The sequence below is a fragment of the Paraburkholderia sp. CNPSo 3274 genome (genome assembly GCF_024206475.1).
GTDB lineage: Bacteria > Pseudomonadota > Gammaproteobacteria > Burkholderiales > Burkholderiaceae > Paraburkholderia.
The window spans coordinates 1-15,862 of record NZ_JAMBPR010000118.1 but is presented as its reverse complement, the minus strand read 5'-3'; the positions used below and the strand labels follow the sequence as shown (position 1 = coordinate 15,862).

Sequence of the window (15,862 nt, the reverse complement as noted above, 5' to 3'; positions counted from 1 at the left end):
CGCGATGTACGCATTGATTGGCACTTGCAGACTGAATGACATCGATCCGCGTGCCTACCTCGACTACGTGCTAACCCATATCGCCGGTCACAAAATCAATCGCATCGACGAGCTCCTGCCTTGGCGTGTGGCCGACAAACTGCACACACCAGGCAGTCCGCCAGATCCCTCTACCTGACCGGCAGCTCCAGTTCACCATCATGCTTTACGCGCACGCGAATGGACGAACGGCCCAACTGAGGCGCTTACCCTTCCAGTCATCGACCACGAGGATCTGTAGCAGGCCTGCATTGAGCATTTCGAGCGCGTCCTCGTCTTCGAGCGCATCGGGCAGCAGCACCAGCCTGATCGGTGGCTTTCGGCTTGCACGGAATTGCCTCTCAAGCGCGCTCAGGCTCTCGTAATAGCTCGACGAGCGCCGCACGTGCACCGTCTTGCCGGCGAGGTCGTCCACTGTGGAGAGCACGGGTGACTTCGGCCCAGTTACCACCAGCTCGCGCACGTCGTTACCTTCGATCGATGCCACGAAATCGACAAGCTTTAGCCGCTCATCGGTCACCGTGAGGTTCCCCGCCGCGACGTCACCCAGACCAGCGTTCAGGTCCGGCAGCAGCCGATCGCGCGTAGTGGGGATCAGGACCACGGTAAGCGGACGACTGCCGAGACGGTCTGCGTAGGTCTCGTTGACGTAGCGCTCGAAATCGCGCACAAGCTCGGCCGTCAGGCCATGCTCGTGACCCTTGTCGATGAAATAGAGCGTTCGGCTATAAGGCACCAGCACGCGGATCCATCGACGCTCCAGCATCGCGTCAAAGTCGCCCCGCCAGGGTTTGTTGCTCAGGCTCAGTTGCCTGGTGGGAAGAGGAGGCACACGCGCCTGTGCGGCAGGCGGCACGGCACCAGGCGCCCCGCTGAGGGCAAACGTGCACAGCAGTCCAGCAACGAGTTGGGTCAAGGAACCGGGTCGCACCGCGAGCCCCCTTCACAACGAAATACCGCGTCGCGCCCCGCCGACGCGCCGCCCGAAGGCGAAGTTCGCATGCCTGCCAGCGGCTCGCACGTCATCGGCACCGTTGCGCCGGGACGAGGAGCCACTGTTCGTACGGAAGAACGTCGCCGGAAGCCCGAGGAATCCGGTCGACGTCAGCGCGCAACCATACGACACAGCAACCCTTTTAGACAGAGGGTGGTTGATCACGAATCCCTGGGGTAGTGACTCCGCAAGGCACCATCTGCCGGGGACAGGCGGACTTTCAGTCTGGTTCCAGTCAACGTGATACCAAGTTCATTATGGTGCTGCCGCAGGCCAGAATCCAGTGCGTGAACGATCGCCGCAGGTTTCCCTGGGCGCCGATCCATCCTCACTGCTCTGGTCCTCGCGTGCGCTGGCATGAGATCAAGATCAGCGGGCGGTTTGCGCAGCCGCGATGGTGTCGAATTCGCATTCCTCTGGCACTTATGGTTTGCCGGCCTATCCTGAAAAAAAGCGAGGGTACGGCCATGCGGATACAACGTTGCCTTTCATACATGCTCATGGTGCTGGCAGTGCTGGTGGCCGCATGCCATGGTGGTGGCGACAACAGCGTCGGACCGCCGCAGCCTGCGGGGCTGGCCGAACATGACGGCTCGGTGGTGTACCCGGTGGGTACCGAAATAATTCCCGAAAAGCCCAGCGAGAGTGGTGGGGCAATCGCGCAATTCGACGTGTCACCTGCGCTGCCCACGGGGCTGAACCTGAATCCACAGACCGGCGTGATTACCGGAACGCCCACTTCTGTCAGCAATGCCACGGAATATACGATCACGGGCACCAACGCGACGGGCAGCACGACCACCCGGCTGCAGGTTGAGGTCAAGGCTACCGCCATCGCGCCGGAAAACCTGGCCTACCTGGACAGCTCGGTGATCTATGTGACCAACCAGTTGATCACGCCCAACACGCCGATCACCACGGGCGGTGAGATCACCCAGTACAGTGTGTCGCCGGCGCTGCCCGCGGGATTGACCCTTGACCCGCAGACCGGGATCATTTCCGGCACGCCGACGGCAGTAACCGCGCCAGCGGTCTACATCGTCACCGGCAGCAACAGCGTGGACAGCATCCAGGCCCAGCTCAGTATCGAGGTGCAGGCGCAGTTCGTGCCGCCGGCAGGGCTCACGTATGTGGATCTGGTGCCGGTGTATATCATCGGCCGGCCAATCGTGGTCAACGAGCCTCAGTACTCCGGTGGTGAAATTACCCAGTTCACCGTGTCGCCAGCGCTGCCGGGCGGATTGAGCATCGATGCGTTGACCGGGGCGATCAGCGGCACACCAGCCACGGTGCAGGCGCAGACGACCTTCACCGTGACCGGCACTAACCCCGCGGGCAGCGTCACAGCGCAGATCGTCATTGATGTGGACAACGCCACCATCGGCGCGTGGCTCCCAGCCGATGCCATGAACCAGGGGCGATACCTGCACACCACCACGCTGTTAGCCGACGGTACGGTGCTCGCCGTGGGAGGATTCAACAAAGGCGTGCTGTCCTCAGCCGAACTGTACGCGCCGGCTACGGATACCTGGTCGCTGACCGGCAGCCTGAGCCAGGCGCGTGACCTCCATAGTGCCACGCTGCTGTCCAATGGCATGGTGCTCGCGGCGGGCGGCGAGGACCGGACCCGTGCGCCGCTGTCCTCGGCCGAACTGTATGATCCGGCCACGCGAACCTGGTCGCCAACCGGCAGCCTGAGTCAGGCGCGTGACACGCATAGCGCCACGCTGCTGTCCAACGGCATGGTGCTTGTGGCAGGCGGGCTGGACGCGACCGGCGCCCCGCTGTCCTCGGCCGAACTGTACGACCCGGCCACGCGGGCCTGGTCGCCGACCGGCACCCTGAGCCAGGCGCGTTACTTCCACACCGCCACACTGCTGCCCGACGGCCGGGTGCTGGTGGCGGGGGGCGTCGGCAGCGCAAGCTTTGGCAGCGCAAGCCGGCTTGCCTCGGCTGAACTGTATGATCCGGCCACGCGGACCTGGTCGCCGACCGGCAGCATGAGTCAGGGACGCAGCATCTTCGCCGCCACGCTGCTGCCCGACGGCAAGGTGCTGGTATCAGGGGGATACGGTGGAACCGCCGCGCTGTCCTCAACCGAACTGTATGATCCGGCCACGGGCACCTGGTCGCCGACCGGCGGCATGAACCAGGCGCGGTACTACCATACCGCCACGCTGCTGCCCGACGGTCAGGTGCTCGCCGCGGGCGGGACCAACCAAAGCAACCTGGCCTCAGACGAACTGTACGACGAGGCCACAGGGACCTGGTCACCGACCGGCAGCCTGAGCCAGGCGCGCAGCCGACATACGGCCACACTGCTGCCCGACGGCCGGGTACTCGCTGTAGGGGGACTCGGCCCTGGCTACCTGTCTTCAGCCGAACTGTTCCATTGACAGGGAGACACCGGGGAATGACCGTGACGCGCGCGCTGAGTCGCCGCGTCATCGTGGTCCCGAGGCAGGCTTGCGTGCCGAAAGCACAGGATCGTATCCGCCTCTTAACTGATAACCACAAGAGTAACCGATGATACGTGCCGCAGCCTTCCTGATCACGGGCGCACTAATAGGCGTCACCGTGCTTAAGGGCGTGGAGCGTTACCGATGCGGGCACTTCGCAGATAGTAGGCTGGCCGGGTACGTCGAGCACCTGCAGCGGCGCGGCATGGCTGTAGCGCCCAACGAGGCCAGCGCGATACGAGTGTTAGCTTACCGCGCGTGTATGGCGGACTAGAGACCCGGCATGCTATGGAACGGGGTCCACTGGGGCTATGCCGATCCATCGGATGCAAGCGGAGGAGACGAAGGCAAGCGCGTTGCGTTCAAACTGACCGTCAGGCGATCGGGTATCGCATGCGGCATGCTTCTCGCACTGCCTCTGAAAACGATGAGCAACGAGGATTTCCAGACCTATTCCTTTGACATCGCAAGGGCGTCTGGGGCGAGATCGGCATCCTGTATACATGGCGAATGCACGAGTGGAATCCGAGTGGCACGTGAAGCCAGTTCTGCAGACGTTCGATACCGCACGTCGAATGATGATCATGTAGCCGGCCTCCTCGCCGCGGTTATGCGATGAGGGTTAAAGTCAGTTTGCGAACGCACTTTGACCCTGCGGAGACCGACATGAACTATTGTGGCATAGACGTGCATTCGAACAACTGCGTCGTGATCGTCAGCGACGAGAGCGACCGGATCGTGTACCGGAAACGCCTGCCAAACGAGTTCACGCAGATCGCCGCGGCGCTTGAGCCGTACCGGCACGAACTGGCGGGTGTGGTCGTCGAAAGTACGTACAACTGGTACTGGCTAGTCCATTGCGTCATTGAATTGGCACCCCATCTGTGCTCAGATATCGGTCATGGGAAAAATGAATCTGACGGATACCGAACGCGAACAACTTCTGTCTGCTGCGCGCAGCCGGACGGTACGCGCAGCGGACGTGCGACGCGCAAAGTTGATCCTGATGCTCGAGGACGGCGAATCGCGCGACAGCATCATGCGCACACTTTGCTGTGACTCGCGCTTCATCTCGCGCTGGTCGGGGCGCTTCCTCAGCGAGCGGTTGGCCGGCATGTACGCCCGGCATCCCGGGCGCGCGCCCACGCAGCCACCGGCCAGACTGGAAGCGCGGGTGCTCAACCGTACCTTCAAGCACAAACCCGCCGACGGCTCGACACACTGGAGCAGCTACAAGCTCGCGGCAGAACTCGGCGACGTGTCGGTCTCGACAGTGCAGCGTATCTGGCGCAAGCACGGCATCAAGCCGCAGCAGCTGGAGCGGCACATGGTCTCCAACGACCCGAACTTCGAGGCCAAGGCGGCGGACGTGATCGGGCTGTACCTGAATCCGCCGGCGCACGCAGCGGTGTTCTGCGTTGACGAAAAAACCGCGATCCAGGCACTCGATCGCAGGGACCGGGCGGGCGCGCCGAGAGTCATGGCTTCGAGTACAAGCGCAATGGCACGCTCAGCCTGTTCGCGGCGTTTAACACCGCTACCGGCGAAGTGTTGGGCAAGACGGCCGCGCGCCACACCAGCGAACAGTTCGTGGCCTTCCTGACCGATGTTGTCGCCAGCCAGCCGAAACGCAGGAAAATCCATGTGATCTGCGACAACGTCAGTAGCCACAAGACGCAGCGGGTCGCCGACTTCCTCGACGCGCATCGCAACGTGCGCCTGCACTTTACGCCGACCTACTCGTCGTGGCTGAACCAGGTGGAGAACTGGTTCTCGCGCATCCAGCGCGATGTGATCGCTCGCGGCATCTTCACTTCGGTGAAGGATCTGGATCGCAAACTGATGCGCTATATCAGCGAAAGCCCGAAGCCGATCAAGTGGAAGTATGACGATCCATCGCGCCGGGTTCGACCGGTGCCAATTCAATGACGCAGTGGACTAGTGGATGGACTGATGGATTCAGGTTACCGGGTACACCTGGCCCATCCTGCTGCCATCAGGAAATACGACGGACTTAAGCACAGCGGCGATTTCGCCGATGCGGCCTATCTGGCGCAACTGCGACGATGTCGGGTTTGATCCACGACGTCCGGTAGCCGCGAACCCATTCGAGAACGGGAAGACGCAAACCGGAAGTGCGGTGCGGCGCTGACTGATCGCGCATGATGCTGTGGCCTCCAGGAACGGAAACGCTGCCGACGCACGCCTACGTCGAATGTCTCACCGTCGCCTGCCTGTGGGCTACTGCATTCAACATGCCGAAGTGGGAAATTTGACGAATCCCATCTTGCGGATCGATCGTCAATCGGACTTTGGTCCTACTGCTGCCAGGGCAGTCGTACAGGCAGGATATGGGCCGATGGTCCTATAGAGAAAGCACGCGAGGGGCTGCACGATTCAGTTCGTGCAAACGGAATCGTCTGCGGAACCTGGCGCAGCGCCGTAACGAACCTGTCACATGCGTCTGCCAGTGTCTACACAGAAAGCATCCATGTCCGCCTTTGTCACTACGTGCGTGACTGCTCAGATTATTCGTAAGCATTCCTTTCATTCAATCGAGACAGCGGACGTGTTTTTTTTACTCGTTCGCGGACAAAAAGGTGATGCCATGACCGACCTAGCCAATCAATATGCACGTTCTCAGGAAATCGGCGGCAAAGTCGCCCGGCTCTTCGCAAGGCGATCGGAATTGGCGCAGACTCAATTCAGTCAGCGTTTAGCGGACGCGGCCGGGCGGTTGCGCGAGAGCGACAAACCCGCTTCGCCCAGCCCTGCATGGGCAACCGCGCTGGACCCCTGGGCCGGCTACCGCTACGCGGTGGACGTCGCCGAGCGTTCCGTGCTCTTCTGGGACACCTTGCGTCAGCGCGGAAACGGCTTCGTCGAGCAGGCGCGCAACGGTCTTCAACCCGTCCTCCATTTCGGCCACGAACTCGTTATCGACGGCCGGAAGCTGGCGCGGCCAGTCAACTACGCGCTCGTGCGTCTGCTGCCGCCCGAGGGTGTGGTGATCGACGTTAGCAAGCGTCCTTATGTGATCATCGACCCGCGCGCGGGTCATGGCCCCGGCATCGGCGGTTTCAAGGACGATTCACAGGCCGGCGTGGCACTCAAGGCGGGTCACTCCGTGTATTTCGTCATCTTCTTTCGCGACCCGGAGCCTGGCCAGACGCTGCTCGATGTCTGCGCGGCGGAAGAGCAATTCATACGCAAGGTCTGTGAACTGCATCCGGACAGCCCGAAACCGGCGATCGTCGGGAACTGCCAGGGCGGCTGGGCCGCCATGATGCTGGCGAGTTCCGACCCGGACCATACGGGGCCGCTCGTCATCAACGGTGCCCCGATGTCCTACTGGAGCGGCGCGTGGAGCGAAGGCGAGGGCGACAATCCCATGCGCTATTCGGGCGGCATGCTGGGCGGTACCTGGCTCGCGTCGCTGACGGCGGATATCGGCAACGGCAAGTTCGACGGCGCCCATCTCGTGCAGAACTTCGAGAACCTCAATCCTGCCAATAGCCTGTGGGACAAGTACTATCACCTGTTCGACAACGTCGATACCGAGCCGCCGCGCTTCCTCGACTTCGAGCGCTGGTGGGGCGGCTACTACCTGATGAACCGCGAGGAGATCGAGTGGATCACGCGCAACCTGTTCGTCGGTAACAAGCTCTGGTCGGGCGAGGTGCGGGGTCTCGACGGCGGCGCTTTCGATCTGCGGGAAATCAAGTCGCCGATCATCCTGTTCGCCTCACTCGGCGACAACATCACGCCGCCCCAGCAGGCATTCAACTGGGTCGCCGACATTTACGGAAGCACTGAGGAAATCAAGGCGCGCGGTCAGGTGATCGTTGGGCTCGTGCACCAGAGCATCGGCCATCTCGGCATATTCGTTTCGGGCAAGGTGGCGAAGAAGGAGCACCAGCAGATCGCATCCGTGCTCGAAGCGATCGAAGCCTTCCCGCCCGGTCTCTACGGTATGGAGATTGCCGAGCGCCAGGGCGAAGACGGAAAGATGGAATATGACGTGTCGTTCCGCGAGTATCGGCTCGAAGATATCGCTGAGCGCCTGAACCGGTTCGAGCGTGGGGACGAACAGCCGTTCGAGGCCGTCAAGCGCGTATCGGAGCTGAACCAGCGCGCATACGAGCTATTCCTGCAGCCCTGGGTACGGGCCTGGTCGAACGAAACGACGGCGAACCTGCAGCGGCAGTTTCATCCGCTTCGCGCGCAACGCTGGGCGTTATCTGATCTGAATCCGTGGCTCGCATGGCTTGGCCCGGCCGCAGACGCAGTCCGGGCGAAGCGGGCCGCCGAAGCCCATGAGGACACGCGGTTAAGGGAGTTCGAGCACTACGGCTCGGAAATGATCAGTGCATCGCTCGACTGCTATCGTGCGATGCGCGACGCGATGACGGAGAGCGCGTTCTTCTCCTTCTACGGAAACATGTACTCCGTCGAACAAGGTGATGAGGCGCAAGCAAGACCCGCTGCAGTGGCCAGAGATCACCGCGATCTGCCCTACGTTAGGGACGCGTTGGCGTCGATGACCGAAGGCGGCTACACCGAGGCGCTTGCTCGCGCTGCTTGTCTGCTCGCTCGCCGGGGCGAGCCGCTCCCGCTCGCGCGGCTTGCCCTGCGCAGCGAACTCGCGAAGGACTACGCGGCGTATGTGCCCCAGCTTCCTGGCGACCAGTGGAGGCGCGTGCGCGGTGAGCAGGAAATCATCGTGCATTACGAGCCGGAACAGGCGCTCGCCACGCTGCCGCATCTGCTGGAAGACCCGAAAGACCGGGAAAAGCTGCTTGATCTGGCCGAAAAGCTGCTGGCCGACCGGCGCGTTCAGGAGGCCGGGCCGACCGCCGCCCAGCTCAGCATGCTCGACAGGATCCGTGCGTCCTTGCCGCTGGAACGTGCGGCAGCACGGTCCAGCGCAACGCTGCGCCAGGTTCCCGAGGCGCCGCCCAAGCGCGTGGCACCCGATCTCAAGGAGGCGTCGTGAATCGTGAACACGAAAAGTACGACCGGCTGATTGCCATTTGCCGGTCTCTGCCGCCACTGGCCACCGCAGTGGCGCATCCCTGCGATCGAAGCGCTCTCGAAGGCGCGTTGCAGGCGAAGGAACTCGGCCTGATTGCGCCGGTTCTCGTGGGGCCGCGCGGACGCATCGAAGAGGTTGCAGAAAGAGAGGACCTCGATATCACGGGCTGCGCGATCGAGGATGCGCCGCACAGTCACGCCGCCGCGGCACGGGCGGTCGAACTGGTGCACGAAGGGCGCGCGGAAGCGCTGATGAAGGGCAGCCTGCACACCGACGAACTCATGGGCGCGGTAGTGAGTCGCGAAGGCGGGCTGAGAACGGAGCGCCGCGTGAGCCATTGCTTCGTGATGGATGTGCCGCGGCACGAGAGCGCGCTGATCATCACCGACGCGGCGATCAACATCGCGCCCACGCTGGCCGAGAAGGCCGACATTCTGCAGAACGCCATCGATCTGGGTCACGCGCTGCGCTTTCCGGAAGTGCGGGTGGCGCTCCTCTCGGCGATGGAGACTGTCAATCCCAAGGTGCCCTCCACGATCGAAGCCGCTGCGCTGTGCAAGATGGTCGACCGTCGCCAGATCACCGGCGCGCTGGTGGACGGTCCGCTGGCGCTCGACAATGCCATCGATCCCGAAGCCGCGCGCATCAAGGGTATCGATTCGCCGGTGGCGGGACGCGCGAATGTGCTCATGGTACCCGACCTCGAGGCTGGCAACATGCTTGCCAAGAGTCTGTCGTTCCTGGCCGGTGCGGATGCCGCAGGAATCGTGCTCGGAGCGCGGGTGCCTGTGATCCTGACAAGCCGTGCGGATTCCATCGTCACGCGGCTTGCCTCGTGCGCGGTGGCATCGCTCGCGGCCGAGAAGCGCAGGGAAGATGCGCGGGTGAGGGGGTAACGCAATGGCCGACGTCATCCTCGTTCTCAACGCCGGTTCGTCGAGCATCAAGTTCAGCGCTTTCAAGGCGCAGCCGGGCGATCTGCCGCTCGTCATGCGCGGCCAGATCGAAGGGCTGCTTTCGGCGCCACGTCTCGTCGCATTCGATGGAAAAGGCGAGCAGACCGGAAAGCATGATTGGGGTAATGAGCCCCTCAGGCATGAGGAGGCGGTTGCCCACATTGCCCAGTTCCTGCGCAGCCATCGCGACGGCAACCGCCTGGTCGCCGTCGGGCATCGCGTGGTCCATGGCGGCCAGGGATTCTCGAAGCCCGTGCCCGTCACACCCGGTGTGCTGGACGAACTCGACAAGCTCACGCCGCTCGCTCCGCTGCACCAGCCTCACAACCTGAAGCCGATTCGTGTCATCGAGGAGCGCAACCCGGAACTGCCGCAAGTGGCGTGTTTCGACACGGCGTTTCATGCGACGCAGCCTGCGCTTGCCTCGACGTTTGCGCTGCCGGCAGCATTGACGGAGCAAGGCGTGCGGCGATACGGCTTCCACGGCCTGTCCTATGAGTACATCGCGCGTACGCTGCCCGATGTCGCTCCTGACGCAGCGCAAGGCCGCACCGTCGTCGCCCATCTCGGCAATGGCGCGAGCATGTGCGCGCTGGACGCGGGCAGGAGCGTGGCGAGCACGATGGGTTTCACCGCCGTCGACGGGTTGCCCATGGGCACGCGCAGCGGCAATCTCGATCCTGGCGTCATCCTTTATCTGCAGGATGAACTGAAAATGGATACGCGCGGCATCGAGGACTTGCTGTACCGTCGCTCGGGGCTGCTGGGGGTATCGGGTATTTCCGGCGACATGCGTACGCTGTTGGCGAGCGACGACGCGCGCGCCGCCTTTGCCATCGACTTGTACGCGTATCGCATTGGACGCGAACTGGGATCGCTCGCCGCCGCGCTGCAGGGGCTCGACGCGCTGGTTTTCACGGCCGGCATCGGCGAGCACTCACCGGAGATCCGGCGGCGGGCCTGCGAACAGGCAGGCTGGTGTGGGGTGGAAATCGACAGCAGTGCGAACGAAGCGGGCGGCCCCTGTATCAGCACGGCTTCGAGCAGGGTCTCGGTCTGGGTCATACCGACCAACGAAGAACTCATGATCGCCCGCCACACGCGTGAAGTGACGGGCATTGCGTGAAACTACCCGATTGCCAGGGAGAAGTCTGATGAGCCAGAGCGTTCAACATCCGGTGCTGAGCGGGAAGAAGGCGTTGGTGACGGGTATCGCCAACGAGCATTCGATCGCGTACGGCTGCGCGAAGGCGTTCCATGAAGTGGGCGCCCATCTCGCGATCACGTATGCCGACGAGAAGGCGAGGTCATACGTGGAGCCGCTGGCGAAAGACCTCGAGGCGCCTATTTTCATGCCGTTCAACGTCTCGAAGCAGGAGGAACTGGAGGCGGTGTTCGAGCGGATTGCGAGTGAATGGGGCGAACTCGACATACTCGTGCATTCCGTCGCGTGGGCGCCAAAGAGCGATTTGCAGGGCGGGCTGCTCAACTGCTCCGCCGAGGGCTTTGCAGCCGCCATGGACATTTCATGCCATTCGTTCGTGCGGATGGCACGGCTCGCCGCGCCACTGATGAAGCAGGGCGGCTCCATGTTCGCGATGAGCTACTACGGCGCGAACAAGGTGATCCCCAACTACAACGTCATGGGTCCGGTGAAGGCGGCGCTAGAGGCGTGCGCGCGCTATCTGGCGTATGAGCTGGGTCCGCAGCAGATCCGCGTGCACGCCGTGTCGCCCGGGCCCCTGAAGACACGCGCTGCATCCGGCTTGAAAGACTTCGACGTGCTTCTCACCCAGGCGGCAGAACGGGCGCCGCTCGGCGAACTGGTCGACATCATGGACGTCGGCTTCACCTGCGCGTACCTCGCGACGCCCTATGCGCGGCGTTTGTCAGGCGAAACGCTTTACGTGGACGGCGGCGTTCACATCATGGCGTAGGCGCGCGCAAACGCAGCTTCCGGTGGCGCAGCCCGCCGGGTCGGCGCGTTGCGCATCACAGCTGGAATGCGCGCAAGGCAAAGTCAATGCAATTGACATATCGGCCAGGATCCCGGCAGCTTGAGGGCAGGCAATCACTATTTCGCCAGGGCGGATCCGGGCCATGAGGAAGGTCGCCAGACTGTTCAGGCGCTTAAAGATCGAGACACCGGCAGATGACGTGATTGTGCTTTACCGGCTAAACAGTATCGGCGCGCGAGTTCACGCGCCTGCCAGCCTCACTGCACGCATCGTCTTCGCGAATCCGAGAATCCTGATGACCCGTTTAAGGTTGTATGCCAGCACATGCAAACTCATTTCGGACGCAACATGGCCGAGTCGGCTCTGATAATCATGTAGCCGGCCCAGGCCGTTGTGGTGGAGCGGCGCCAATCTCGCCGCGCTCGAAGCCATCAATGCCGAGTGTGAAACGCCCATCAAGATCCGCCAGTCCAAGTATCTCAATAACCTGGTGGAGCAGGATCATCGGGCGATCAAACGACGAACGCGGCCCATGCTGGGATTCAAGAACTTCCCCCGCGCGAGGGTCATTCTCGGCGGCATCGAGGTAATGCACATGATCAGGAAAGGACAGATGAAAGACGGTGGCATCGCGCAAACGCCCGCCCAGCAGTTCTACTCGTTGGTAGCATCAGTAGTCCTCATCATGTCGACATTTGTTTGACTCGTCTTATCGCGACAAAACCGTCACGCCGTCGCGCTCGCCCTAGTCGATCTGGTCGCACTTGATCCATTCGTGCAGCGTCTGCGGCGTGCAGCCGATCATCGGTGCAATCGATTCGATCGCCGCCCACATCAACGGATGTTCGCTACGCTGCTCGCGCACCAGGCGTACAGCGCGTTCCCGGACTTCCGGGGAAAACTTGATTGCCTTCTTGTTCATGGCTCCATCCTCTCAAGAGTTGGAGCCTCCACAAAACCCGGGGCGGTTCATAGACTAAAACCGGTTCTGTTGCAGTAAGGGTGTCGAGACCAGAAATGTCGATATGATCAGTATTGGTTATGACACAAGAGAGTAAAACTGCTGGGAAGCAGACGACGGGGCTTTGCCCGCACGTTTCATCTGTCCTTTCCTGATCATGTGCATTACCTCGATGCCGCCGAGAATGACCCTCGCGCGGGGGAAGTTCTTGAATCCCAGCATCGGCCGGGTCCGGCGTTTGATAGCCCGATGGTCCTGTTCGATAATGTTGTTCAGGTACTTGATCTGGCGGACCTTGATGGGCGTCTCGCGATCGGCATTCACCGCATCCAGTGCGGCCAGATTGGAGCCGCTTTTGTCGATGGTCACTGTCTCTGGCGCACCATTGCGAGCGATCGCCTTTTCAAAGAACCGCCGGGCTGCGGCCTTGTCCCGCCTGGCCCTGAGCAGGAAGTCAACCGTGTCGCCCGCCTTGTCCACTGCCCGGTAAAGATATTTCCACTCGCCTTTGATCTTGATATAGCTCTCATCCGTTCGCCAGCTTTTCCCAACCGGACGCTTGTGCTTGCGGAACGTCTTTTCGAAGAGCGGCAGTAGTTTGATGACTCAGCGGTACACCGTCGAATGATGCACCGCGATACCACGTTCGTCCATCATCTCCGCGAGATTGCGCAAACTCAACGAATAGGCCACGTACCATCGCACGCACAGCAAAATCACGTCAAGCGGGTAGTGAAGGCACTTCAGGACCTTGGCCAGGCCAGGCCCGGCGCGAGTGTGGTTCGCGGTGTCTTCGTCTTCTTCATCGCACAGCTCAAAAATTCGCCGCCCAATTTTAACCTGGCCCTTACTGCAACAGATCCGTTTTTCAACGCCGGGAAAATCAGGCCAGTCCAATTGATTTTTTCTCGCTGTTCCAGTGCAATAGGCTGCATCCGCAACGGTATTGGCAGGTCAATCTTCAGGCCACACCAAATTGGAGTAGTTCTGTCGTTTGGTCGTTTGTTTCCAAGCCCCTCCCGCAACCCCTTGAACGTTAAGGAAGGTCTTTGAAACTCCTGGACTTGATAATGCCGTCGGATATCCTGGAGAAAGCCAAACGAACGGGTGCTGCAGCCACTCAACTGGATTGAACTGGCTCTGTCGCAACACGGCGTGGAGGTAAAATCCGGTGTGCGGAAATTGCTGGCGACTACGATGGCCAAGACGACGAAGACGCCGCGCAGGACCTTGCCCCTGGCGTGGCCAAGATGCTGAAGCGACCGCACTTTCCACTGGATGGGATCCGGTTGTGCATGCGGTGATACGTGGCATCTTCGCTCAGCCTGACGAACCTCGGACGACGGCGCTGCAAAAAACCCTGAAGCCCATCATGGGCTTGATACATGATCAGAAAAGGGCAATGAAGGACGCCGCCATCCGACGGACTATTGTCGAGTTTGCTGGTGACGTAAGCAGTTTTTATCGTATCGTAACTGCCTCTTCCTGCCTCTTCCTGCCTCTTCCTGCCTCTTCCTGCCTCGTTTGTCGAACGCGACCCCATTTTCCGTCGGGCTTACCGCCGTTCCCACAAGCGCCTGGATTACCGAGATCCGCGCGAGCGATCTTCGTCTCTCGCTGGCAAACCGGTACAACAGCGGCCAGAGCCCGCCTGACGCGCCCACCGATCCACTCCGGAAATATCAACATGAACAGGCTCAAGGTTGGCACGCGACTCGCGATACTCGCAGGCATCGTTTCGCTCGTCGCCGCAGCGGATGGATTTCTCGCACTGGGCGGCATGGCGCACGGGAAGCAGCGACTGGAGACTGTGTATCAGGACCGCACCGTCGCGCTGGTGCAGCTAGGCCAGGTGCTCTATGACACGCTCTCGATCCGGCGGCAGCTCGATCTCGCCCAGGAGGCGCCCACACAGGAGCAGATCGACCGCGCACTCGATGAGGTGGCGCAACTCGACGCGCAGCGCGAAAGGGCCTGGCAAGGCTACCTGAGCACGCGCATGACGCCGGAGGAACGCCAGCTGGTCGACCGCGCAGAGGCTCACCGGGCGCAGCTCGCGAAGGCCCGTAACGAGGTGATTGCGGCGTACCGGCACGACGGCCGGTCCGCCGGCGCGGCAGCGCTGGCCAGCACTCACGTGGATGCGCTGTTCGATGGATTCCACGCTGACATGAGCCGGCTGATTGACCTGCAGGCCCGGGTGGCGCGCGCGCAATACGATGCCGAGCAGTCGTACACCCGATTCCGCCTGCTGCTGGCCGCGACGATCGCGGGTGGAGTCCTGTTCAGCTTCGGACTGATGGCATGGCTGGCACGCACGATCACCCGGCCGCTGGCCGCCGCGATTGACGCGGCGCATTCGATTGCGGAGGGCAACTTCGAGACAAGCCTGCCTGTTGCAGGCAAGGACGAGTTCGGCCAGCTAATGCACGCCCTGTTGAAGATGCAGGAGGCACTGCGCGCGATGTCCGGCGAGATCCGGACTCGGATCAAGCAGCTGGAGGACATGTCGAATGCATTGCCACTGGCAGTCTTTCAGGCGCGAGTCAGCCCCGATATGGGATTCGCATATAACTTCATTGGACAGCCCGCGTTAGCAGGTTGCGGAAATACCCCTCGACGGGAAGCGGCCTTCCACGATTTGCGCGCCCACTGCCGCTAAATCTTTCGCATTGTGCAATTTCAACGCGAATCAACCTTTTTAAAGCGCTGTGAGGCCGACTTCTGGCCTCATTGGCGCCTTTTCCCCGCCACTATGGACGGAACTGTGCCAGCGATCGCATGCGCACGAGGTTGTAGATGCTATGGACGGGCCACGGAAGTAAGCCTCCTGGAGTAAAACGAGGATTCCGACACCCGTTTTCCGAGAGGAGTACGCAAATGAATGCGCCTCGCACGGCCCTTCATGGGCAGGATACAACCATCACCTCCCTGTATGTCGCCTTCGAACTGGGTGACAGGAGCTGGAAGCTCTCGCTGGGTAATGGGGGCCGGGCACCAAGCCGCAGCACGGTGGCCGCCGGCGATACGGCCGCAGTTTTCGCGGCGATTGCGAAGGCCAAGGCGCGCTGTCATCTGGCCACCGATGCTTCGGTACACAGCTGTTATGAAGCCGGGCGTGACGGCTTCTGGCTGCACCGCTGCCTGGAAGCACATCAGATCACGAACTTGGTGGTGGATTCAGCCAGTATCGAAGTGAACCGGCGTAGACTGCCGCGCGTCAAACAAGATGAGAGCAGCGCGTCAATCAGGATGAGAGTACTGGCGTTGCGGCAGCGGTGGAGGGCGTAGCCCGGAACCGCTGCCGCAACGCCGCGCCGAGGAGTCCGCCCCGCTGCCGGGGTGCCTTGTCGGTGGTCGCGGTAAATCGGGTATGAACAGCTCTTCCATGTAGCGAAGGGAGGCTGAGTTGCCCGGCCGACACATCAACGACCATCAGATGAGGCTCTACATGAAGTAC

General features: G+C 61.8%; 9 protein-coding genes and 5 pseudogenes. 11 read left to right on the top strand and 3 right to left on the bottom strand.

The genetic code is table 11. The features are described 5' to 3' along the window. Positions 1–178: transposase domain-containing protein (locus tag M3I54_RS40850; protein WP_254345774.1), on the top strand; the 178-nt coding region annotated here is incomplete at its 5' end. 66 nt (positions 179–244) lie between these two features. Here M3I54_RS40850 and M3I54_RS40845 read toward each other — a convergent pair. Beyond that, positions 245–970, bottom strand: a pseudogene (locus M3I54_RS40845) (transporter substrate-binding domain-containing protein); the annotation flags it as partial. A 557-nt stretch (positions 971–1,527) separates the two neighbouring features. Between M3I54_RS40845 and M3I54_RS40840 the strand changes: the two are divergent. The 8 genes and pseudogenes from M3I54_RS40840 to M3I54_RS40800 all read left to right on the top strand — a co-directional run. Further along, positions 1,528–3,429: a kelch repeat-containing protein gene (locus M3I54_RS40840; protein WP_254345772.1), complete on the top strand. Its 1,902-nt coding sequence runs from the start codon at positions 1,528–1,530 to the stop codon at positions 3,427–3,429. Positions 3,430–4,158: 729 nt separating this feature from the next. Next, positions 4,159–4,551, top strand: a complete 393-nt coding sequence (locus M3I54_RS40830; RefSeq protein ID WP_254345777.1) for a hypothetical protein — start codon at positions 4,159–4,161, stop codon at positions 4,549–4,551. Continuing rightward, positions 4,436–5,421 (top strand): annotated as a pseudogene (locus M3I54_RS40825) (IS630 family transposase). Before M3I54_RS40830 ends, M3I54_RS40825 begins: the two are co-directional and overlap by 116 nt. 679 nt (positions 5,422–6,100) lie before the next feature. Next, positions 6,101–8,488 (top strand): DUF3141 domain-containing protein, encoded by a 2,388-nt coding sequence (locus tag M3I54_RS40820; RefSeq protein WP_254345770.1) that lies wholly within the window; start codon positions 6,101–6,103, stop codon positions 8,486–8,488. Next, the gene (locus M3I54_RS40815) at positions 8,485–9,423 is read left to right on the top strand and encodes a phosphate acetyltransferase (RefSeq protein WP_254345769.1); all 939 of its coding nucleotides are present in this window, start codon (positions 8,485–8,487) and stop codon (positions 9,421–9,423) included. Before M3I54_RS40820 ends, M3I54_RS40815 begins: the two co-directional genes overlap by 4 nt. A gap of 4 nt (positions 9,424–9,427) precedes the next feature. Further along, positions 9,428–10,609 carry an acetate/propionate family kinase gene (locus tag M3I54_RS40810; RefSeq protein ID WP_254345768.1) on the top strand — a complete coding sequence of 394 codons (1,182 nt, stop codon included), beginning with the start codon at positions 9,428–9,430 and terminating at the stop codon, positions 10,607–10,609. A 28-nt stretch (positions 10,610–10,637) separates the two neighbouring features. Continuing rightward, entirely contained in the window at positions 10,638–11,420 is a 783-nt protein-coding gene (gene fabI / locus M3I54_RS40805) for an enoyl-ACP reductase FabI (protein WP_254345767.1), read from the top strand. A gap of 421 nt (positions 11,421–11,841) precedes the next feature. After that, positions 11,842–12,144 (top strand): annotated as a pseudogene (locus M3I54_RS40800) (DDE-type integrase/transposase/recombinase); the annotation flags it as partial. A gap of 45 nt (positions 12,145–12,189) precedes the next feature. Here M3I54_RS40800 and M3I54_RS40795 read toward each other — a convergent pair. Both M3I54_RS40795 and M3I54_RS40790 read right to left on the bottom strand, forming a co-directional pair. Then, a pseudogene (locus tag M3I54_RS40795) lies at positions 12,190–12,363 on the bottom strand (IS3 family transposase); the annotation flags it as partial. 117 nt (positions 12,364–12,480) lie between these two features. Beyond that, positions 12,481–13,208 (bottom strand): annotated as a pseudogene (locus M3I54_RS40790) (IS6 family transposase). Between the two features lie 596 nt (positions 13,209–13,804). On the opposite strand from M3I54_RS40790, the gene M3I54_RS40780 reads away from it, so the two are divergent. Both M3I54_RS40780 and M3I54_RS40775 read left to right on the top strand, forming a co-directional pair. Continuing rightward, positions 13,805–15,064, top strand: coding sequence for an MCP four helix bundle domain-containing protein (locus tag M3I54_RS40780; RefSeq protein ID WP_254345766.1), 1,260 nt, complete (start codon positions 13,805–13,807; stop codon positions 15,062–15,064). A 218-nt stretch (positions 15,065–15,282) separates the two neighbouring features. After that, the gene (locus M3I54_RS40775; RefSeq protein WP_375542301.1) at positions 15,283–15,693 is read left to right on the top strand and encodes a hypothetical protein; all 411 of its coding nucleotides are present in this window, start codon (positions 15,283–15,285) and stop codon (positions 15,691–15,693) included. Positions 15,694–15,862: the final 169 nt, after the last annotated feature.

What these genes read in the sequence shown, in the direction of transcription:
- M3I54_RS40840 (WP_254345772.1), top strand. Translation starts at nt 1,528, where the DNA reads ATGCTCATGGTGCTGGCAGTGCTGGTGGCCGCATGCCATGGTGGTGGC.
- M3I54_RS40830 (WP_254345777.1), top strand. Translation starts at nt 4,159, where the DNA reads ATGAACTATTGTGGCATAGACGTGCATTCGAACAACTGCGTCGTGATC.
- M3I54_RS40820 (WP_254345770.1), top strand. Translation starts at nt 6,101, where the DNA reads ATGACCGACCTAGCCAATCAATATGCACGTTCTCAGGAAATCGGCGGC.
- M3I54_RS40810 (WP_254345768.1), top strand. Translation starts at nt 9,428, where the DNA reads ATGGCCGACGTCATCCTCGTTCTCAACGCCGGTTCGTCGAGCATCAAG.
- fabI (WP_254345767.1), top strand. Translation starts at nt 10,638, where the DNA reads ATGAGCCAGAGCGTTCAACATCCGGTGCTGAGCGGGAAGAAGGCGTTG.
- M3I54_RS40780 (WP_254345766.1), top strand. Translation starts at nt 13,805, where the DNA reads ATGAAGGACGCCGCCATCCGACGGACTATTGTCGAGTTTGCTGGTGAC.
- M3I54_RS40775 (WP_375542301.1), top strand. Translation starts at nt 15,283, where the DNA reads ATGAATGCGCCTCGCACGGCCCTTCATGGGCAGGATACAACCATCACC.